This is a genomic window from Microbacterium sp. Ag1, assembly GCF_001005635.1.
Taxonomy (GTDB): domain Bacteria; phylum Actinomycetota; class Actinomycetes; order Actinomycetales; family Microbacteriaceae; genus Microbacterium; species Microbacterium oxydans.
In genome coordinates this window covers 277,882-298,360 of record NZ_LBCR01000031.1, presented here as the reverse complement: position 1 = coordinate 298,360, position 20,479 = coordinate 277,882, and the positions used below count along the sequence as shown (strand labels likewise).

15 protein-coding genes are annotated in these 20,479 nt (G+C 69.1%); 8 read left to right on the top strand and 7 right to left on the bottom strand.

Translation table 11 applies throughout. The annotated features are described in order from the left end of the window. Positions 1–3: 3 nt before the first annotated feature. Complete coding sequence (locus AAY78_RS13160; RefSeq protein ID WP_046748724.1) at positions 4–1,236, bottom strand: glycosyltransferase; 1,233 nt, start codon at positions 1,234–1,236, stop codon at positions 4–6. A 125-nt stretch (positions 1,237–1,361) separates the two neighbouring features. Between AAY78_RS13160 and AAY78_RS13155 the strand changes: the two genes are divergently transcribed. Then, the gene (locus AAY78_RS13155) at positions 1,362–1,949 is read left to right on the top strand and encodes a hypothetical protein (protein WP_046748723.1); all 588 of its coding nucleotides are present in this window, start codon (positions 1,362–1,364) and stop codon (positions 1,947–1,949) included. 55 nt (positions 1,950–2,004) lie between these two features. Here AAY78_RS13155 and AAY78_RS13150 read toward each other — a convergent pair whose 3' ends face one another. Both AAY78_RS13150 and AAY78_RS13145 read right to left on the bottom strand, forming a co-directional pair. Next, positions 2,005–2,415, bottom strand: coding sequence for an MmcQ/YjbR family DNA-binding protein (locus tag AAY78_RS13150; RefSeq protein WP_046748722.1), 411 nt, complete (start codon positions 2,413–2,415; stop codon positions 2,005–2,007). 128 nt (positions 2,416–2,543) lie between these two features. Then, positions 2,544–5,537: an alpha-mannosidase gene (locus AAY78_RS13145; protein ID WP_046748721.1), complete on the bottom strand. Its 2,994-nt coding sequence runs from the start codon at positions 5,535–5,537 to the stop codon at positions 2,544–2,546. A gap of 159 nt (positions 5,538–5,696) precedes the next feature. Between AAY78_RS13145 and AAY78_RS13140 the strand changes: the two genes are divergently transcribed. Beyond that, positions 5,697–6,728, top strand: a complete 1,032-nt coding sequence (locus AAY78_RS13140; protein WP_046748720.1) for a LacI family DNA-binding transcriptional regulator — start codon at positions 5,697–5,699, stop codon at positions 6,726–6,728. A gap of 53 nt (positions 6,729–6,781) precedes the next feature. On the opposite strand, the gene AAY78_RS13135 is transcribed toward AAY78_RS13140, so the two are convergent. After that, positions 6,782–8,092 (bottom strand): glycoside hydrolase 5 family protein, encoded by a 1,311-nt coding sequence (locus AAY78_RS13135; RefSeq protein ID WP_046748719.1) that lies wholly within the window; start codon positions 8,090–8,092, stop codon positions 6,782–6,784. A 213-nt stretch (positions 8,093–8,305) separates the two neighbouring features. Here AAY78_RS13135 and AAY78_RS13130 point away from each other — a divergent pair, with 213 nt between their 5' ends. From AAY78_RS13130 to AAY78_RS13115, 4 genes are read left to right on the top strand one after another with little or no spacing between them, the layout of a single operon-like run. Then, positions 8,306–9,607: an ABC transporter substrate-binding protein gene (locus AAY78_RS13130; protein ID WP_046748718.1), complete on the top strand. Its 1,302-nt coding sequence runs from the start codon at positions 8,306–8,308 to the stop codon at positions 9,605–9,607. Positions 9,608–9,648: 41 nt separating this feature from the next. Then, positions 9,649–10,536: a carbohydrate ABC transporter permease gene (locus AAY78_RS13125; RefSeq protein ID WP_046748717.1), complete on the top strand. Its 888-nt coding sequence runs from the start codon at positions 9,649–9,651 to the stop codon at positions 10,534–10,536. After that, positions 10,533–11,465, top strand: coding sequence for a carbohydrate ABC transporter permease (locus AAY78_RS13120; protein WP_113680770.1), 933 nt, complete (start codon positions 10,533–10,535; stop codon positions 11,463–11,465). Before AAY78_RS13125 ends, AAY78_RS13120 begins: the two co-directional genes overlap by 4 nt. Then, positions 11,462–14,728: a glycoside hydrolase domain-containing protein gene (locus AAY78_RS13115; protein ID WP_046748716.1), complete on the top strand. Its 3,267-nt coding sequence runs from the start codon at positions 11,462–11,464 to the stop codon at positions 14,726–14,728. Before AAY78_RS13120 ends, AAY78_RS13115 begins: the two co-directional genes overlap by 4 nt. Positions 14,729–14,744: 16 nt before the next feature. Here the strand turns inward: AAY78_RS13115 and AAY78_RS13110 are convergent, their stop codons facing one another. Further along, the gene (locus tag AAY78_RS13110) at positions 14,745–15,674 is read right to left on the bottom strand and encodes an endo-beta-N-acetylglucosaminidase H (RefSeq protein WP_231589721.1); all 930 of its coding nucleotides are present in this window, start codon (positions 15,672–15,674) and stop codon (positions 14,745–14,747) included. 166 nt (positions 15,675–15,840) lie between these two features. Between AAY78_RS13110 and AAY78_RS13105 the strand changes: the two genes are divergently transcribed. Both AAY78_RS13105 and AAY78_RS19295 read left to right on the top strand, forming a co-directional pair. Further along, a complete protein-coding gene (locus AAY78_RS13105) occupies positions 15,841–17,742 on the top strand; it encodes a heavy metal translocating P-type ATPase (RefSeq protein WP_046748714.1) in 1,902 nt (633 codons plus the stop codon). Between the two features lie 40 nt (positions 17,743–17,782). Beyond that, a complete protein-coding gene (locus AAY78_RS19295; protein ID WP_052748780.1) occupies positions 17,783–18,628 on the top strand; it encodes a helix-turn-helix transcriptional regulator in 846 nt (281 codons plus the stop codon). Here the strand turns inward: AAY78_RS19295 and AAY78_RS13095 are convergent. Further along, positions 18,625–19,494, bottom strand: a complete 870-nt coding sequence (locus tag AAY78_RS13095; protein ID WP_156172654.1) for an alpha/beta fold hydrolase — start codon at positions 19,492–19,494, stop codon at positions 18,625–18,627. The genes AAY78_RS19295 and AAY78_RS13095 overlap by 4 nt on opposite strands. Then, positions 19,491–20,318 (bottom strand): hypothetical protein, encoded by an 828-nt coding sequence (locus AAY78_RS13090; protein ID WP_046748713.1) that lies wholly within the window; start codon positions 20,316–20,318, stop codon positions 19,491–19,493. The genes AAY78_RS13095 and AAY78_RS13090 overlap by 4 nt, the downstream gene beginning before the upstream one ends. Between the last annotated feature and the right edge of the window lie 161 nt (positions 20,319–20,479).

The window sequence follows — 20,479 nt, the reverse complement described above, 5'->3', positions numbered from 1 at the left end:
GGGCTACTCCGGCAGCGGCTCGTCGCGGTACAGCGCCTCGAAGGTGTCGAGGGTGCGGTTGATGTCGTGGATCAGGACGCCGTCGAGCGAGGCCTGCTGCATCCGCTCGTACTCTGCGGGCTCCGCCGTGAGCACGTCGGTGAGGCGCGCAGCGAGCTCGTCGGCATTCCCCGGCTCGAACAGGTAGCCGTTCTCGCCGTCGTGCACCAGGTGCGGGAGGGCCACGGCATCGGCCGCGACGACGGGGAGGGCCGAAGCCATGGCCTCCATGGTCGCGATCGACTGCAGCTCGGCGATCGAGGCGATCACGAACAGGCTCGCCCGCGACAGCAGGGCTCGCAGCTCCTCGTCGGTGGTGCGCCCATGGAAGGTCACCCGGTCGGAGAGACCGAGCTGGGCGGTCAGGTGCTCCAGCTGCTTGCGCTGGTCGCCCCCGCCCACGATGTCGAACGTGGTCTCGAGCGCGGGGTCGAGCTTCGTCATGGCCTGGAGGATGACCTCGACCTGCTTCTCGGCGGTGAGGCGTCCGACGAACACGATGCGGTTCTTCTCGCGCGGACCGATGACCGGCGTGTACTGCGAACGGTCGATACCGCAGCTGACGGGGATGACCCCCTTCACCTCGACGGTGTTCTCGAGGAAGTCGGCGGCACGGCGGGTGGGCGTGGTGATCGCCCTGGTCAGGTCGAATGTGCGCTTCGCGTCGGCCCAGGCGAACTTCAGCACCAGGTCGTCGATGAACTTGGGCATGGTCGTGTGATCGAGGATGTTCTCGGCCATCACGTGATTGGTGGCGATGACGGGGATGCCGCGCTCGTGCGCGATGCGCGCCAGTCCGCGACCGATCACGATGTGCGACTGGATGTGCACCACGTCCGGCTGCACCCGGTCGAGCACCTTGCGGGCGTAGTGCTTCGAGCGCCAGGGCCATACGAAACGCAGCCAGTCGTGCGGAGGCCAGCGGACCGACGGCAGCCGGTGCAGGGTCATCGGCTCGCCTTCGATGACCTCGGTCCGCGGCTCGGCGCGGCGGTAGGCCTGGTTGAGGGCGACGACGTGCACGTCGTGTCCGCGCTGCACGAGGCCGGCGGCGAGGCGCTCGGCGAAGCGGGCGGCGCCGTTGATGTCGGGCGCGAACGTGTCGCAGCCGATCACGATCTTCAACGGTCGGGGCGCGGGTTCGGCGGCGGAGCCGCTCGACGGATCGATCGGATCGTCGGAGGAGGTCACAGACATGCTGCCTTACGATGTGGCGGCCAAGGGAGAGCCCTGGTCGGGCGCTGGCCACTCTACCGGAGGGCCCTGATCGTGCCGCCGAGGCGTACCGGGCATCACTCAGACGCACCGGCTACCGTGGAGTCATGCGACTGAGTGCCGACGCCGATCCCCAGCTGTGGATTCCCGTGACGGACTCGCTCGGCTGGAAGGGCCGCCGCCACCGGAAGGCCGCGATCCGGATGCTGCTCGGCCAGGTCAACGCCGCGGTCGGAGCGACGGAGCGACCCGGCTCGAGGTTCGGCGCGTGGGCGATGAGCCAGGCGGCGCCGATGCTCATGAAGCGTGCGGACGGACGCGTGCTGGTGTGGACGTGGAAGGCGGAGCCCGAGCTCGTCGTGGCGATGGCGACCGCACAGGTGCTGACGCCTGATGTGCGCATCGCCCGGGCCTCGATGCCGATGGACTACGACGACACGGAGTCGTTCCCCACGAGGCTCGGCGTCGGCGAGAAACTGCTCGTCCCGATGCCGCCGTCGCCCGCCTCGCCGCCGTTCGCGACGTACACCTGGGACACGGGTACGCACCTGGTGACGTTGACGGCCGTGTGCAGCGACAAGGAGCGGTTCGGCACGCTGATCGGCGCGCTGGACGACCTCGCGCGCAGCCTCCGCATCGCCGACGACCTCACGGGCGGCGAGTCCCCCGACGTGCTGAGACTGCCGCCTGCCTGACATCGCTCTTCCGCTCCCCGTGTGATTCCCGGGAGGCCGCGGATCGCATCCCGCGTCATTCCAGTCCGTGCGAATCCAACCATGCCTTCGCGACTCTCGCAGGGGCACGCGCCAGCCATGCATCCGTGATGATCTCTTCGAGCCGGCCCCGGTCGACGGCATCGAGACGGACGAGCAGTCCCGGGTAGCCGTCGAAGTGGGGGATCGTGAACAGCGCATCCGGCTCGGCGGCCAGAAGGGCATCCTTCTCTTCGAGGTCGGCGACCCGCACCGCGAGCACATCACCGGTCGGCCACTCACGCCCGGCCTCGGCGAGCTGTCGCAGATCGGTCGTTCTCGGTCCGCGAAGCCACGCGAACTGGCCGCTCTTCAGCCGCCAGGCCGCCGCTCCGGTGTGACCGCCGACGGATTCCTCGGCGCCGGGCAAGGCGAGGGCGATCGCGCGCACATCGTCGATGCTCACCATCCCGCCATCCTGCACCCGTTCGCTCTGCCACTACAACGGGCCCGCGCACATCACCCACACACGCGAGAGCAGGAGCACACGCGGGCTCAGCGCGCGATACTCAACGCGCGATGCTCAACGCGCGATGCTCAACGCACGATACGCAGCGTCCGCACCTCGAAGGGACGCAGTCGCAGCGCGCCGCCCGTCCGTGCATCGTCGATCTCGTCCTCGATCAGACTCACCTCGCGCACCTCACGGTGGTCGAAGCCCACGGACAGCTCGCCGACCGCACGACGCCCGAGCGCTTCGTACACACGCACGATGACGTCGCCGGAACCGTCGTCGGCGAGCTTCACGGCAGACACGACGATGCCCTCGCCCTGCACCGAGACCAGCGGCTCGACCTCGCGCGCCCCGCGGAGAACCGTGGGCAGGCTGTTGATGCGGATGCCCTCGGCTGTGGCGATCGCGGCGTCGGCGCCGATCACGAAGCCGACCTCGATCTCGTGGGGACCGTGATCCGTGTCCGGGTCGGGGAAGCGCGGCGCCCGCAGCAGGGAGAGGCGCACGGTTGTGGTGACCCCGTTCTCGCCGACCTCGCGCGTCGTGTCGTACCCGTAGATCGAGTCGTTCACGAGGGCCGCACCGAAGTCCTGCTCGCGCACGAGCACGAACCGGTGCATCGAGGTCTCGAACTTTGCGGCCTCCCAGCTGGTGTTCGTGTGCGTGACGCGCGCCTGGTAGCCGAACTGGGTCTCGGCTTCGGTGTGCGACGCCTGGATGTCGAGCGGGAACGCCAGCTTGAGCAGCTTCTCGGTCTCGTGCCAGTCGATGTCATTGCGCAGCAGCACGGTGCGCGACTTCGGCGCGAGCACGATCGTCTGCGTGATGGTCGACTCCGAGAACGGGCGCACGACGACGATCTGCGCGACACCGTTCACGAGTGATGCCTCGATGGAGGAGACCGCCGTGAGGTCGTCGACGCTGTTGCGGTAGTACCGGTCGATGTCCCAGGCGTCCCACATGTTCGGGAAGTCCTGGTGCAACTGGAACAGGTTCGCGGCCCTGCCTGCGGCGACCGTCTCCCTGCCCGACGCCTTGTCGACGGCAGACACGATCAGCCCCTCGCCCGAGACGCGCACCGACACGAGGTCGTTCTCGATCCGCCAGCCATCGGCCTCCTCGACGAGCGTCACGGGTGCGACCGTCGACTCCCCCACGAACGCGGCGCCCAGCGCCCGACCATCGGCGACCGAGCTCGGCTCGAACCGCAGCTCGCGGTCACCCTCGCCGGCGAGCGACCGGCGCGCGGCGTCGGCGATGTCGCGCGCATCCGACAGCACGTCGGACAGCACGGCGACGGCCTCGCGGTGCACCCACGCGATCGATGTCCCGGGCAGGATGTCGTGGAACTCGTGCAACAGCACGGCCTGCCACAGCCGGTCGAGCTCCGCCTGCGGGTACTCGGCACCGGTGCGCACGGCATCGGTGGCGGCCCACAGCTCTGCTTCGATCAGAGCGTGCTCGGCCCAGCGGTGCAGGGCCTTCGTGGCGTGCTGGCTGGTGAGCGTGCCGCGGTGCAGTTCGAGGTAGAGCTCGCCGACCCACACCGCCGGGTTCGGCAGCTCGGCCTTGGCGGCGTCGAAGAACACGTCGGGGTGCTCCCATACGACCTGCGCGCTGCCCTCGAGGTCGCGCAGACGCTCGGCCTTGCCGGTCATCTCACGCGTCGTGCCGCCGCCGCCGTCGCCCCAGCCCACCGGAGCGATCGACCGCGAGCTGAGGCGGTTCTCCTTGAACTGGCGAGAGGCCTTGGCGACCTCCATGCCGCTCAGCTGCGAGTTGTAGGTGTCCATCGACGGGAAGTGCGTGAACACCTGCGAGCCGTCGATGCCCTCCCAGAGGAAGGAGTGGTGCGGGAAGACGTTCTGCTGGTTCCACGAGATCTTCTGCGTGAAGAACCACTCGAACCCGGCACGGCGCATCAGCTGCGGAAGGGCCGGCGAGTAGCCGAAGCTGTCCGGCAGCCACACGCCCTTCGAGCGGATGCCGAACTCGCGCTCGAAGAAGCGCTGCCCGTGCGAGAACTGCCGCACGAGCGACTCTCCCGTCGGCATGACGGTGTCGGACTCCACCCACATGCCGCCCAGCGGCAGGAAGCGTCCGGCGGCGACCGCGGCCTTGACCCGCTCCCACACCTCGGGGCGGTGCTCCTTGATCCAGGCGTACTGCTGCGCGCTCGACATGCCGTACTGGAACTCGGGCTGCTCCTCGATGAGCGTGGTCATGGACGAGGTCGTGCGCGCAACCTTGCGGATCGTCTCGCGCACCGGCCACAGCCAGGCCGAGTCGATGTGCGCGTGACCGACGGCCGAGATCCGGTGCGCGCTCGCCTCGGCGGGCGCGGCCAGCACGTCGGCGAGTCGGGTCCGCGCCTCGCCGGCGGTCTCCACGATGTGCTGCAGGTCGAGCACGTCGAGCGCGTCGTCCATGGCCTGCAGGATGCGCATGCGGCGCGGCGACGTGGCAGGGAGCTCCGCCTGCAGCTCGAACAGCACCTCGAGGTCGAGGGACAGGTCGAACACCTCGGGCTCGAACACCGCCAGGTCCATCCGGCGGGCGCGGTAGAGCGGCTCCTTCGAGGACGTGAGGATGTCGCCCTCCTGCGTCGGCAGGAAGGGGTGGTAGTCCAGGAGCACCGGGTTGGATGCCGCCTCGAGGTACAGCTCGATGGGTTCGTCACCCGCGGCGGTCTCGGCGATCGGCACCCACTGGTTGCGCGGGTTGATGCTCTTGATCGGCGTGCCGTCCGGACGATAAGCCAGGGCCTCGCACTGGAAGCCGGTCATGTTCACGTCGAAGCCGAGGTCGATGAGTGCCTCGACCCGGCGGCCCGCCCACTCTGCCGGGACGCGTCCGGTCAGCTTGAACCAGGTGGTGCCCCAGGCGGGCCCCCACGGCGCCCCGACGACGCCGGGCGCGTAGTCGAGGGCGAGTCCCTCGGCGGGGGCGATGGGCTCGCCGGGCAGCTCGTGGATCTCGACGCCGAGCGGCACGGAGGCCGAGTGGATCGCCGGGCGGATGCGCTCCTCGAGAACGCGCTTGACGCGGCCGACGGTGAGCGAGGTGTCGTCATGCATGAGTGGGTCTCCGGGCTCGACGGTGAGGGCTGATTCGGGTCTGCGGTGATGCGCTGTGACTGAATGCTATCTGTTGTACTAAAGCGATCTAGTGCACGAGTCTAGGGCACGATCCGGCTTCTTTCCCGAGGCTAAACCGATCAAGTAGGGTGAGGGACTATGAGTCCGGCGAAACGCGTCACGATCGCCGATATCGCGCGCATGGCTGGCGTGTCCCCCGGTGCCGTCTCCTTCGCCCTCAACGGGCGCCCCGGCGTCAGCGAGGAGACCAGGCACCGCATCCTCGCGATCGTCGAGGAGAACGGCTGGCAGCCGAGCTCCGCGGCGCGCGCACTGGTCGGCGCACGCGCCAACACGGTGGGCTTCGCCCTCGCCCGCCCCGCTCGTTCCCTGGGCTCCGAGGCCTTCTTCACCGACCTCATCGCCGGCATCGAATCGCGTCTGTCGGAGAGCAAGGTGAGCCTGCAGCTGCGACTCGTCGCCGATGTCGCGGAGGAGATGGAGGTGCACCGGCAGTGGCGCTCCTCCAATCAGGTCGACGGGTTCATCTTCATCGACCCCCGCGAAGACGATCCCAGGGTCGGGCGCATCGAAGCCCTCGACGCCCGCGCCGTGATGATCGGGTCGGAGCCCTCCCCCGAGGGTTCGGTGCCCAGCGTCTGGATCGGCGACGACACCGTGGCCGAGACCCTCTTCTCCTACCTGTCCGCGCTCGGACACACCCGCATCGCCTACGTCGCTGGGCCTGCCGAGCTCGAGCACACGCGACTGCGGGCCCAGGTGCTCGAGCGCATGACCGCCGACGGCCTCGAGGGCGAGGTCATCACCACCGACTTCTCACCCGCACGCGCCTCCGCGGTGACGCGGACACTGCTGTCGGGGCGACAGCGCCCGACGGCCATCGTCTACGACAACGACGTGATGGCGGTCGCAGGTCTCCGTGTGGCCCAGGAGATGGGCCGCGCCGTCCCTCGCGATGTCTCCCTCGCCTCTTTCGACGACTCGGTCATCGCCGGGCTCATCAATCCGTCGATCACGGCGATGACCCGCGACACCTTCGAACTCGGAGAGCGTGCCGCCACCCTGCTGCTGCAGCAGATCGAGGCGGGAGCGAATCTGCCGAGCGTCGAGGGCCCGACTCCCGTGCTCACGGCGCGCGAGAGCACGGCTCCGCCCGCGAGCACGGACTGAGCACTCGCACGGGCTGAGCGCCCGCACGGGCTGAGACGAACGCCCGACCCGGATCAGCCGGGAACGACCGTGTTCACCGAGCCGTAGGGGTCGACGACATCCGCCGAGAGGTCGGGGCGGATCAGGCGGCGGATACCGCGCGCGTCGAGCGCGACAGGGTCGAGTGCGTCGTGCGAGGTGACCAGCGTCGGATCGAGTCCGGCGGCGCAGGCGTCCACCCAGGCCTGGAACACGGCACCCCCTGGGCTCAGTGCCGCGCGGCTCACGGGAACCTCACGCTCGTCGACGTCGACCACGATCGCGGTGTCCCGCGCGGGCGGGGCGACGCGCTGGCGCAGCTCGGGGATGAGTTCGGCGAGACGCCGACCGATGGGCTTCGCGGCGCCGTCCTGACCGATCAGCCCCAGGGTGTACTCGAGTTCGGGGAAGTCTCCGAGGTCACGGCTCACGTCGTGCGAGCACCACCACGTGATGCCCCAGAGGTTCTCGGTGCGCACGGCCGAGCGCACGGTCGCTTCCAGGAAGCCGGGCATCTCGTCGTCGGTGAGACAGTTCGAGGGGGCGCCCACCTCCTGCAGCCACACCACCCGGTCGGGGTCTGTCGCGAAGGCGCGGGAGAGCTCGATCAGGTACTCGGCATGACGGTCGGAGGCGACGGAACGCCCGCCGTAACGCTGGGCGGTGCCGTTGAAGATCCAGGAGTGGATCGTGGTCATCGCACCCAGACGGGAGGCATGGGCGGGGGTGAAGCCGTGCCCGTCCATGTACCAGACCGCGTCGTACTCGCTGTGGACGTGCGGGAGCCCTGGCGCTGCCGCCTCCGCCGCCGACAGCAGCGCGGAGATCCACCCCCCGGCCTCGTCCTGCGTGACCGGCCAGGGCGACGGATGCGTGTGCGCGGAGAACTGGTTCGTCTCGTTGCCGAGCGTCAGCCCGAGGAAGTTCGGCGCCTCGCTCAGCGCTCGCCCCAGGCGGTCGACGAGCGCGATCTGCCCCTCGAGCGCCCTGGGGTCGGTGAACATGTTCTTGTCGTGCCAGGTGTACAACCACGACGGCACGAAGTCGAAGCTCGAGAGATGCCCCTGGACCACATCGATGCTGGCATCCATGCCGAACTCGCCGGCGATGTCGACGACGGCGCGCACGTCGTCGATCGCCTTCTCGCGGATCAGCGTGCGGTTCGGCTGCAGCACGGTCCACAGGGGGAAGACGCGCACATGGTCGAGCCCGAGCTCGGCGAGGGCGGCGAAGTCGCGACGCACGTCGTCGGGGGTGAAGTCGAGCCAGGAGTGCATCCAGTTCTTCGACGGCGTGTAGTTCGCCCCGAACCTCAGAGGAGCATCGAGGGCGCCGCGCTGCGTCATGTGTCAGACCTTTCGGACGTGTCCTCCGGAGAGGGCGGATTTCGCACCACTATAACGCTTGAGCAACAGACGATGCACCCTGTCCTACGCGCAGACAGTGATCTCGCGGCCGGGTGTCTTGACAGGGACGGAATCGGATGGTTTCATCTGCTAAAGCGTTGTAGTCCCGATCGGGCTACCGCGCGGATTCGCCCGCCTCGAGGAAGAAGCACGATGAAAGTTCCCACACGCATTGTCGCTCTGGCAGCATTCACCATCGGCGTTCTGGCGCTGACGAGTTGCACGGGAGGCGGCGCATCCTCCGGTGCTTCCGGCCCCATCGACACATCGGGTGAGCTGAGCGGGAAGATCCAGTTCCAGACCTGGTCGCTCAAGAACGAGAAGTTCACTCCGTACTTCGAAGACCTCATCGCCGCGTTCGAGAAAGAGCACCCCGACGTCACGGTGGAGTGGCTCGACCAGCCGGGCGACGGCTACCAGGAGAAGATCCTGAGCCAGGCGAACGCCGACACCCTGCCCGATGTGCTGAACCTGCCGCCGGATATCGCCTACCCGCTCGTCGCGGCAGGCAAGCTCGTCGACCTGGAGACCGCGGATCCCGATCTGAAGTCGACCTACAACACCGGCGCATGGGAGGCGTACAGCGCCTACCCCGGTGTCGAGGGAACCTACGGCCTCCCCTGGTACCTCTCCAGCGACGCCTCGTGGTGGAACCTCGCGCAGCTCGCGCCGTTCGGGGTGACCGAGCAGAACCTGCCGACCACGGTCGACGAGCTCCTCACCCTCGCGGAAGACGTGGCGACGGAGTCTGGCGGCAAGGTGCAGCTGCTCTCCTCCATCCCGGCCCTCGACACGTTCACGGCCGCCGGCATGGAGGTCATCGACGACAAGGGCGAGTTCGACTTCAACACCGACGAGGCGGCGGCGATCATCCAGAAGTACGCCGACGCCTACGCCGCGGGCGCCATGCCCGCCGAGGCCCTCACGGGCGACTACGGCGGGAACGCCGAGGCGTACATCCAGGAGAAGGTCGCCTTCACGACCGGCGGCACCGGGTTCACGACCGACCTGCAGAAGGACGCCCCGGGACTGCTCGAGAACACGGTCGCAACGCCCCGCCTCGGGGTCGCACCCCTGTACGTGCAGGGACTGAACGTCTCGGCCGACTCCGACAACAAGGAAGCCGCGCTCGCGTTCGCGGAGTTCGCGACGAACCAGGAGAACCAGGTCGCGTTCTCGTCGCTGGCCGTCGGCACCGCGCCGGGCACGGCCGAAGGTGGAGACCAGGTCGTCGACAGCATCGCCTCGACCGTCACCGACGAGAAGCAGCTCGCCGCGATCGACACCGTGTTCGGTGCGATGAAGGATGCCAAGGCCCTGCCGTTCCAGTGGACGTCCGATATGGCCACCTACATGACCCAGCAGATCGCCCTCGCCGTCAACGGCGAAGCGGACCCGAAGGCCCAGCTCGACAAGATCGTCGAGTACGCCAACGCCAACCGCGTGGACCAGTGAGCATGCGCGCGGACACCGGCACCAGGAGCCGGAGGAAGACGATGAGATCCCACAAGTGGTACACACCGTGGCTGCTCATCGCCCCCGCCGTGATCTGGGTGCTGGTGTTCGCGCTCTGGCCCTTCCTGAACACGGTCTTCCTCAGCTTCACCGACGCCAGGCCGTTGCGCACGCCCGGCTTCGTCGGTGGAGCCAACTACGAGCGCATGTTCGGCGACGAGATGTTCTGGAACGCCCTCACCACGTGTCTCATCTACGTGGTGGTGTGCGTGCCCCTGCTCACGATCCTGCCGCTGCTGCTCGCCCTCCTCGTGCAGAAGAAGCTGCCGGGCATCTCGTTCTTCCGCACCACGTTCTACTTCCCCGTGATCGCCTCCGTCGTGGTGGTCGCCCTCATCTGGACCTGGCTGTTCGACAGCCGCGGCATCATCAACCAGACGCTCGACTTCCTCGGCCTGATCGACAAGCCGATGCCCTTCCTCGTCGACCGCTGGCTGCTGCTCGGGTGCGCCATCCTGCTCACGGTGTGGAAGGGACTCGGCTACTACATGGTCGTGTACCTCGCTGCCCTCGGGAACGTCGGCAAGGAACTGCACGAGGCCGCGATGCTCGACGGCGCCGGGTCGTTCCGCCGCTTCCTCTCGGTGACGATCCCGTCGGTCCGCGGCGCGATGCTCCTCATCGCGGTGCTGATCGCCGTCTCGGCCATGCGCGTGTTCGCCGAGCTCGACGTGCTGTCCAAGAGCACGGGCGGCCCCGGCGGCTACGACATGTCGCTCGTGATGCTCATCCGCCAGGTCGGCTCCGGCCTGAACGGCAACATCGGCTACACCTCTGCGATCAGCGTCGCCCTGTTCCTCCTGACGCTCATACCGCTCGCGGCGATCGCGTTCATGAACCGCGAGAAGAAGGCGAAGGCTCCCGCATGACCGCTCAGACGATCACCGCGCCCGAACGCGATGAGAAGCCGCAGGACGCTCCCGCTCCCGCGCGCGAGCGCATCTTCCGGCACCGCGGCTCCGGCGACTTCAGCAAGCCGACTCTCGGCGGGCTGATCGGCCGATACGCCTTGCTGGTGCTCGTGCTCTTCCTGGTCATCGGACCGTTCGTGTGGCAGCTGTCGACCTCGTTCAAGGGCGCGACCGAGAACATCTACTCCTTCCCCCCGGAGCTGATCCCGCGCGAGCCGACCCTGCAGAACTACACCAGGGTCGCCGACGTCGTGCCCGTGTACCTGTATGCGTGGCACTCGCTGCTCGTCTCCGTCGGCACCGTGATCAGCAACGTGATCCTGGCCACATTCGCCGGCTATGCGCTCGCCTGCATGAAGTTCCGCGGCAAGTGGATCGTGATGGGCATCCTGCTGTCGACCCTGCTGTTCCCCGGCGAGGTGACCGTGACGAGCAACTTCCTCACGATCCGTGCGCTCGGCCTCGCCGACACCCTGTGGGGAGTGTTCCTGCCCGGAGCGATCAGCGCCATGAACGTGCTGCTGGTCGCCACCGCGTGCCGCATGATCCCGAAGGACGTGCTCGACGCGGCCACCGTCGACGGCGCGACCACGTGGCAGCGCATCCGCCACATCGTGTGGCCGAACATCCGCGGCATGGTCTCGGTGGTGGCGATCTTCGCCTTCATCGGCGCCTGGGACGACTACCTCTGGCCGTTGATCGTGCTCTCCGATCCCGCGAAGTACACGCTGACGGTCGGCATGGCCTACCTCAACAGCAGCTTCTCGGTCGACCCGCGTCTGATCGCGGCCGGCACCATGATCGCCCTCGTCCCCATCGTGATCATGTTCTCGTTCACGCAGCGGTTCTTCTTCAAGGGCGTGCAGGAAGGCGCGATCAAGGGGTGAGCAGCGTGCACCTCATCCCGGCGGACGGCCCGGCCGATCCCCCGTCTTCCCGCCCCCGCAGCGGCGTGCTCCGGGCTCCGGTCTTCGCCTTCTCGTTCGATCCGTCCGCCGGCGAGCAGCGGCTCGACGTTCCGGATCTCCCCGCTGTCGAGATCACCCAGGACACCGTGCTGCACTGGGCGTTCTACGCGGACGGGCCGGCGGCGACGCTGGCACCGCACGCCTCACTCGCTGTGACGGTCGATGTGCGCTTCGCCGACGGCTCGCGGCTGAGCGACGACGCGGCCGTGCGGGACCGCTACGACTTCCCGGTCACCGCGCAGGCGCAGTTCGACGCCCGGTGGAGCCTGCCGGAGCAATGGAACGCCGACACCGTCGCCCTCGCTCCCTTCGCCGGTCGCGCGGGGGTGGTCGAGGTCGTGTTCGGCACCGCGGCTCTGCCTGCCGATGCTTCCCGTGCCGATGCTTCCTGTGCCGATGCCGCGGACCTCCCCTCGCGCTGCACGGGCTTCGTGCAGCTCATGGTCGAGGAGAGGGTGCCGGCGCCGGCCGACCTCGCACCCGCGGAACGCGTCGACACCCGCCGCGGCTCGCACTCGGGTGCACGATTCTCCCGCGGCAACACCATCCCGGCGGTCGCCGTGCCCCACGGGTTCACGTTCGTCACGCCGGCGACCGATGCGGAGGATTCCCGCTGGCCGTATCGCCCGTTCGTGCACGACGACCCGCAGGGGCGACGACTCGAGGCCCTGCAGTTCTCGCATCAGCCCAGCCCCTGGATCGGCGATCGTTCCGTGCTGCAGCTGATGCCCTTCCTCGGAGACCCGACATCGAGCCGTGCAGGGCGACGGCGCTGGATAACACCGGGCACCGAACGGGCGCGGCCGCACGAGTACGCGGCAGAGCTCGGCGATGGCCTGCGCGTCCAGCTGACGGCGACCGCCCACACCGGCGCGTTCCGCGTGTGCAGCTCCGACGCCGACGCCCGCATCGGCTTCGTCATCGACCAGCTCAGCGACGAAGGGTGCCTCGCCTGGACGGACGCCGGGGGGTTCGAGGGCTGGATCCCTGAAGGCTCCGAGGAGTGGGGCAACGCTCCCCGCTGCTTCTTCGCCGGAGTGGTGATGCACCCCGACCAGGACGCCAGTGGGGACGGGCCGACCTTCGCACACGGTCCGCTCGATGACGACGGACGCGGTGCGGTCGCGGGCCACGTCTCCGGACGGGGCTCACTCGAGGTGCGGATCGGCATCTCCTTCCTCTCCGTGGAACAGGCCCGACGTGCCCTGGAGACCGAGGCGCCGGCGTCGATCGCCTACGAGGAGCTGCGCGATGCGACCGCTGCCCAGTGGGATCGGCTGCTGTCGCGCGTGACGATCCCTCCGCTGCCCGACACCGACCTCCCCTATCGATCGCTCGCCGACGAAGAGCACCGCTCCCGGATCGCCGCCGCCCTCCACCGGATGCACCTGTACCCCAACAGCGCCGCGGAGAATGTCGGGACGGCGGAGGCGCCCGTCTGGCGGTTCGCCGACGTGTTCGCTGCGCGTGCGTCCTGGGGCGGTACCCCACCGATCGTCGACGGTGAGCTCGTCGTCAACAACGGCTACTGGGACACCTATCGCACCGAGTGGCCGGCACTCGCCCTGCTCGACCCCGCCCTCGCGGGAGAGCTGCTCGACGGACAGCTCGAGCAGTATCGTCGGGGCGGCTGGATGGCGAGGTGGAGTGCCCCTGGCTATGTCGACAGCATGGTCGGCACCTCCAGCGACCAGATCTTCGGAGATGCCGCCCGCTGGGGCGTCGGGTTCGACCGCGCGTCCGCCTTCGAGAGCGGGTGGCGGAACGCCTGCGAGCCGGGACCCGACGCACGCCGTGGCCGCAAGGGGATCGCGACCGGCCGGTTCACCGGGTACATCTCCTCGGAGGTGCCCGAGGGCATGAGCTGGAGCATCGAGAACGCGGTGAGCGATGCCGCCCTCGGCCACTTCGCCGCGCAGCTGGCCGCCGAGTGCGAGTCCGCATCGGATGCTGCCCGCTATCGATCCTTCGCCCGCTACTTCGCGAACCGTGCGCGGTCGTATCGCACCCTGTTCGACCCGGACACCGGATTCTTCCGCGGCAGGGATTCCCTCGGCGAGTTCGCAGGAGACTTCGATCCGCGCTCCTGGGGCGGAGACAACGTCGAGACGAACGCCTGGGGCATGTCGGTCGGAGCCGTGCACGACGGCGCAGGACTGGCTCACCTCCACGGCGGCCCCGAACGCCTCGGCCGCCATCTCGACGCGCTCTTCGCCGAACCCGAGACCGCGGACGAGCGTTTCGGCGGTGCATACGGCACCGTGATCCACGAGCAGCGGGAGGCACGCGCCCTGCGGTCGGGGATGTGCGCGATCTCCAACCAACCCGCCCACCACATCCCCTTCATGTACGCGTTCTCCGACCGCCCATGGCAGACCGCGTCCGTCGTGCACGACCTCGCCGGGCGCCTGTTCGCCGGCGCCCACATCGGCCAGGGGTACCCGGGCGACGAGGACAACGGCGAGATGAGCGCGTGGTGGCTCTGGGCCGCACTCGGGCTCTATCCCCTGGAGCTCGCCTCGGGACGACTCCGGATCGGATCCCCGCTGTTCGACGACATCCGCGTGGCTCGCGGCGACAGCTCGACGCTGCGGATCCGGTCACGACGCTCCGCTCCCTCCGCCCGTGTGCTGCAGGAGGCGCGACTCGACGGCGTGACCCTGACGTCGGCAGACCTGCCGATCGATGCGCTGGTCGGAGACTCCGTTCTGGAGCTGCGGTTCGGTACCGACCCCCTCCTGGCGCTGGAAGTCGCGGGTCCGCAGCAGCACTCGGTGCCCTGGCATCAGGATCTGACGTCGCGCGACGGATACCCCCTCGCCTCGTCAGGGGTCACGAACCCCGAGCTCCTCTTCGACGATGGCGCGGGCCTCGCCCTCGAAGGTCGGCAGGAGAGCACCCTGCACGCCGGGGACTGGATCGGATGGCGGTTCCCCTCGCCGCAGAGTGTCAGCGACGTCACGGTGACCACGACCTCAGAGGCCTCCTCCTCTACGCTGCTGTGGGAGCACCTGACGACTGCGGGTGAGTGGGAGACCGTCGCGACGACCCATGTCTGCGAGCTCCCGGCCGACCGTACGACGCCCTTCACGTTCACGGAACGAGTCGTGACCTCGGCGATCCGCGTCCGGGCGGAAGCCGAGGTCACGCTCCGTCAGATCGAGCTCTTCGATCTCGACTGATCGGGTCTCGGGCCGCTCACGGAGCCGCTCGGTACTCGGTCGCCTCTCCCTTGAGCGCCTGCGTGATCCCGGAGAGCAGCCCCGACTGGTCGGTCGCGGTCAGGTTGTACGCCACATAGACGCCGTAGCCGTCGGAGACCGTGCGCTGGGCGTAGTCCGCGGCTGTCGCGGAGCTCACGTTCGACAGGTCGATCGCGGCCGCGCCGAGGCGCGCCCTGTCCTCGAGACCCGGCACCGTGGGGGCGTTGTAGGACGGGTAGTAGGGGTTCCAGGCGTGGTCGATCACCGCTGCGGCATCGAACCGGGTGAAGTCCGTCACGGTGTAGGTCTCGCCGATCGCGTACAGGGTGATGATCTTGTCAGGGCCGAGGCGATCACGCAGCGCCGAGGCGAGCCACCCGAAGGACTGCGCGTTGGGCTGCGGCGTGCCGTTCGCGCCGTAGTTCGTCCACTCGTCGTCGAAGTCGATGCCGTCGAGGCCGTAGGTCGTGACCGCGTCGGCGAGCTGGGCGGCGAAGGCGTCCGCGGCCGCGAACGACGTGAAGTTCGCGAACCCGGCGCCCTGATGATTCCCCAGCACGGACAGCAGCACCTTCGTGCCGCGGGCCTGCAGCGGTCGGATCTGGTTCTGCGCATCCTGAAGCGTCTCGGTGACGCGCTCGTTGAAGTGCAGGTAGGCCTTCTCGCCGTCGTAGTTGATGTTGGCGGCGAAGATCATCGCCAGGTCGACGGCCGGCCGACCCGAATCGGCCAGCGTGTAGTCGGCGACATTCGCTAAATCGTTCGAGTTGACTTCCACGTAGACAGCGAGCTTCGGCTCGGCGGCCGTGTCGTCCGCAGCGGCCGCGGTCGATCCGGCGACCGCCCCCATCCCCGCGAGCGCGAGGGCCGCAGCGGCTGCAAGTGCTCTACGGAACCGGTGATAACTGGCTTTCGGCTGACTCATGACAGTTCGTCTCCTTCGTCGTCGCGTCCAGATCGAGCCGCATCGGTGCGTCTCGCGGCCGACTATATCGCTTAAGCGATGTGGCCGAAAGAGTGCCGGCCACTGTCATGAGCACTGCCTCGCACGGGCACTGGCGCCGATACCGCTTTCCCGGGATGCTGGACGCATGCGCGCGCTTCGACCGCTGTGGCGGTACCCCGTGATCACGCTCACCGTGTTGGTCTTCGCTGCGGTGGGGGTGCTGCACGCGGTGGACGAAGCGGGGATCGGCCGCTGGCTCGCCACGGTGTACGTGTCGGCCGTCGTGGTCTGGACACTGGTCGGCATGGTGCGCGACGTGCTGCACGGACACGTCGGGCTCGACATCCTGGCCGTCGTCGCGATGGTCGCCACGCTGGCGGTCGGCGAGTACATCGCTGCGCTCATCATCGTGCTGATGCTCTCCGGCGGTGAGGCGCTCGAGGACTTCGCCGGACGCAGGGCCAAGCGGGATCTGTCGGCGCTGCTGGACCGCTCGCCTCGCATCGCCCATGTTCTGGTACACCCGGACTCGCCCGATTCCGACGAAGCACGCGACGTGCCGATCGACGATGTCGCGGTCGGCGACGTGCTGCTGGTGCGCCCCTCCGAGATCGTGCCGGTGGATGCGACGCTCCTGACCGACACGGGGACGTTCGACGAGTCCTCGCTGACGGGCGAGAGCATGCCGGTCACGCGCGAGGCGGGCGGGGAGGTGCTGTCCGGGGCGATCAACGGAAGCCGCGCCGTCCGCATCAGAGCACTGCGCACCGGTGCCGACAGCCAATACCAGCAGATCGTCGCACTGGTGCACTCCGCCGAGTCGTCGCACGCGCCGATCGTCCGCCTCGCCGACCGCTTCGCCATCCCGTTCACCGCTGTGTCGCTCGTGCTCGCCGGCACCGCATGGGCGATCTCCGGCGACTCCACGCGCTTCGCCGAGGTGCTCGTGCTGGCGACGCCGTGCCCCCTCCTCATCGCGGCGCCCGTGGCATTCCTCGGCGGCCTCTCACGGGCGGCGAAATCCGGAGTGATCATGAAGAGCGGGGCCGTGGTCGAACAGATCGCCCGGGTGCGCTCCGCCGCGTTCGACAAGACCGGGACGCTCACGCAGGGCCGCCCCGAGCTCGTGGAGGTCCGCCCCGCTGCGGGCTTCGACGCCGACGAGATCCTGCAACTGGCCGCGTCCGCGGAGCAGTACTCCTCGCACGTGCTGGCCGACGGCATCCGGCGCGCCGCCGATGCGCGGGGGCTCGTCCTGCACGCGGCTCGGGAAGCCAGCGAGACCGCCACGAACGGGGTCGCCGCAACGATCTCCGGGCGCACCGTCGTGGTCGGAAAGCCCGCCTACGTCGCCTCGCTCGCACCCGACACCGTCCGGGCGCAGCTCGAACCCGGCGAAGCCGCGGCCTACGTGGCGGTGGACGGGCGCTTCGCCGGCGTGCTCGTGCTCGCCGACGCCGCCCGCCCCGAAGCGTCCGCCGTCATCTCGTGGCTGCGGCTGCACGACGTCGATCGCGTCGCGATGCTCACCGGCGACGTGGATTCGACGGCGGAATCGGTGGGACGCCGGCTCGGCATCGATGAGATCCACGCGGAGCTGCTGCCGCCCGAGAAGGTGCGGCTCGCCGCCGAGATGCAGCCGCGCCCGGTGCTCATGGTGGGCGACGGCGTCAATGACGCGCCCGTGCTGGCAGCCGCAGACATCGGTATCGCGATGGGGGCGAAGGGAGCCACTGCCGCCGGCGATGCCGCAGACGTCGTGATCCTCGTCGATTCGCTCGCGAAGGTCGTCGACGCCGTCTCGATCGGCCGCCACACACTCCGGGTCGCGCTGACCGCGATCTGGATCGGCATCGGGTTGAGCGTCGGGCTCATGATCGTCGCGATGACCGGCGTCATCCCGGCGGTCGTCGGTGCGCTCGTCCAGGAACTCGTCGACCTCGCGACCATCCTCTACGCCCTGCGGGCGCTCAGCGGTCCACCCAGCGGGCTGCGCCCGGCATCGACCCCGGAGCCGTCGCCCCGGCACGGGGTGAGAATGGAGTGACGGGGCGTCCGCCGCGTAGCGAGGGGGTCGAGTGAGTTCGGTGGATCGCGCCCTCTCGAGCATCAGAGTGATCTCGTCGCGGCGCTGCGAGGCCCATCGATCGCCGGTCCCCAGCGATGGCGCACCCCCGCAGCTCCTCGTCATCCCGGAGCACGACGACCTTCACGTCGATATCGGAGGACGACGCCACCTCGTCCGCTCGGACCAGCTCGCCGTGGTGTGTCCGGCCGAGGGAGACACCATCGCTCTGACCCGCGAGATCCAGGCCGAGAGCAGCTCCGAGATGCGGTCTGTCTTCGGTGTCGAAGCGATCGCGTTCAAGAGTCGCGGACACGTCTACACGCTCCTCGAGCAGGAGCTCCCCCGGACGATCGTGGTCGACAGCACACCGCTGCTGGCCTCCGTGGTCGCATTGCTGCACGCCGAGGGCAGCCGCGATCCCGTCGTCGACAGCCTGCTCTGCAAGCTCACCGAAGTCGCGGTGTGCGCGGCGGTCGCCGCCTGGATCGACACGGCGCCGACACCACCGGGCTGGATCGGCGGCGTCGTGCATCCGAGGATCGGGGCCACACTCGAGGCGGTGCACAGCGAGCTCGGGACGGCCTGGACGGTCTCCGACATGGCTGCGCACGCCCACATGTCCCGCTCCGCGTTCGCCAAGCTCTTCCGAGAGGTCGTCGGCTCGACGCCGTCGTCGCACCTCGCCCGGTGGCGCATGGCGCACGCGCTCGAACTCCTCGAGGCCTCTCCCGACATGCCGTTGAAAGACGTCGCGGATCGGCTCGGCTATTCGGACGAGTTCGCGCTCAGCACCGCGTTCAAACGCCGCTTCGGCGCGAGTCCGCGCAACTACGTGGATCCCGCGCCGAGCCGCGTCCGGGGCTAGACCCTCGCGCTGAAGCGCCGGATCAGACGCGCGACGTCGGCAGGGGCCGTGACGAGGGCGTCATGTCCCGCCGCGAGCTTCGTGACGGACCATCGCTCCGGCCGCGCACGCACACGGTCCTTCGACGGGCCGACATCGGCGAACGGCGGGGCCGTGCAGTCGACGTAGAGCAGGGGCACATCGGGCATCGTGCCGGCGATCGGTGCGACGTCGCTCCAACTGCTCCACGGGTGCGCGGTGAGCCTGCGGTCGAGCCATTCGACGTCGTTCCGACGGGTCACCCCGAACATCGTCGGATCCTGCGGCTTGGGGACGTAGTACCCCTGACCCGCCTGCGCGACCACGGTCGGCAGCGCAGCCCGACTCGCGGGGGTGAGCACGTCGAGGATCCGCTCCCCGGGATCGACGACGACCGCGTCGAGGTACACCGCGCCGCGGAGGCGATCGGAGATCCGCTCGGCGACGGCGGAGACATAGGCACCACCGATGCTGTGTCCGACGAGCACCACGTCACGCAGTTCCTCGGCATCGATCGTCGCCACGATGTCGTCCACGCCGTCCTGGAAGCGGATGTCGGGCGAGAGACGGTGTGCACGATCGCCGACTCCCGGCAGGGTGGGCGTGAGGATCCGTCCCCGGCGAGGATCGAGTTCGTCGACGACGCGCCGCCAGGCCCAGCCGCCGTGCGATCCGCCGTGGATGAGCACGAGGTCGGCGCGGGAACGGGAGGCGGAAGCACTGCCGGACGGGACGATCGCCCCGCCCGCTCCGGCAGCGACCGCGGCGGTCACCCCCAGCGCCGCGCCCAGCACCATCCGCCTGTTGACCCCTCGGGGGATCGGCCCGGTGGCCACTTCGCCGGTCACCGCGCCACCGCGCTTTCCCGGGCGACCACGGCCTCCAGCGAGTGCGGCTGTTCGCCGAGCACATCGTGGACGCCGTCGGAGAGATGATCATCGCGCCCGGCGCGGATCGCGTCGAACAGGTTGGCGAGGGCATCCACCATCCGCGGCTTCAGGTAGGGCGCGACGGACCCCCGCCACTCGTCGACCCCGATGTCGGCGAAGGTCAGGGCACGCCCGGTGCGCCGCCCGACGATCTCGACGGCTTCGGCGAACGAGAGCGACTGCGGGCCGGAGAGCTCGACGTGCGACGGGCCCGGCGTCTGCGAGCGCAGGAGCGTCGCTGCGACTCTGGAGATGTCGCGTGCATCGATGAACGGCTCCCTCCCATCTCCCACCGGCAGCCGCAGCTCGCCGGTGGCATCCAGCTGAGCGGCGAAGAGACCTGTGGTGAAGCCCTGCGCGAACCATGAGGGGCGCAGGAAGGTCGAAGCGGGCGCGGCGGCACCGAAGACCTCCTCCGCTCCGGACGCGATGCCGTCCCCGCTGACCCCCGGGTTTCGTGCGGTGAGCACCACGGCGCGCTCGACGCCGGCGTCGGCGAGCACCCGTGTGAAGGGGGTGAGGTCCATCGGATCCTCGGGGAGGACCACGTACACCGCCCCGGCACCGTCGAACAGCGACGGCCAGGTGCTCGCGTCGTCCCAGTCGAACCGCCACGGCGAGCGGCGGGAGGCGCGTCGCACCCGCACATCCGCGGCCTCCAGCAGATCCGCCACCTGCGAGCCCGTCGTTCCGGTGGCTCCGAGTACGACGACCGGGGCCCCTTCCTCTTCATGAAGTGTCATGCCTTCCATGCTCGAAGCCGTCGCCACCGCGGCCCATGGCCTGACGCTTCGCGTGCATGTTCACGGCTCTCGCCCGTCGAACAGGTTGCCCTTGGTCGTCGAGTCTCCGGCGGCAGCGGATTCCTGACCTCTTCTGCACGGTGCTTCTGCACGGTGCTTCT

Coding starts and splice junctions, on each gene's coding strand:
- AAY78_RS13160 (WP_046748724.1), bottom strand. CDS start 1,236: ATGTCTGTGACCTCCTCCGACGATCCGATCGATCCGTCGAGCGGCTCC.
- AAY78_RS13155 (WP_046748723.1), top strand. CDS start 1,362: ATGCGACTGAGTGCCGACGCCGATCCCCAGCTGTGGATTCCCGTGACG.
- AAY78_RS13150 (WP_046748722.1), bottom strand. CDS start 2,415: ATGGTGAGCATCGACGATGTGCGCGCGATCGCCCTCGCCTTGCCCGGC.
- AAY78_RS13145 (WP_046748721.1), bottom strand. CDS start 5,537: ATGCATGACGACACCTCGCTCACCGTCGGCCGCGTCAAGCGCGTTCTC.
- AAY78_RS13140 (WP_046748720.1), top strand. CDS start 5,697: ATGAGTCCGGCGAAACGCGTCACGATCGCCGATATCGCGCGCATGGCT.
- AAY78_RS13135 (WP_046748719.1), bottom strand. CDS start 8,092: ATGACGCAGCGCGGCGCCCTCGATGCTCCTCTGAGGTTCGGGGCGAAC.
- AAY78_RS13130 (WP_046748718.1), top strand. CDS start 8,306: ATGAAAGTTCCCACACGCATTGTCGCTCTGGCAGCATTCACCATCGGC.
- AAY78_RS13125 (WP_046748717.1), top strand. CDS start 9,649: ATGAGATCCCACAAGTGGTACACACCGTGGCTGCTCATCGCCCCCGCC.
- AAY78_RS13120 (WP_113680770.1), top strand. CDS start 10,533: ATGACCGCTCAGACGATCACCGCGCCCGAACGCGATGAGAAGCCGCAG.
- AAY78_RS13110 (WP_231589721.1), bottom strand. CDS start 15,674: ATGAGTCAGCCGAAAGCCAGTTATCACCGGTTCCGTAGAGCACTTGCA.
- AAY78_RS13105 (WP_046748714.1), top strand. CDS start 15,841: ATGCGCGCGCTTCGACCGCTGTGGCGGTACCCCGTGATCACGCTCACC.
- AAY78_RS13090 (WP_046748713.1), bottom strand. CDS start 20,318: ATGACACTTCATGAAGAGGAAGGGGCCCCGGTCGTCGTACTCGGAGCC.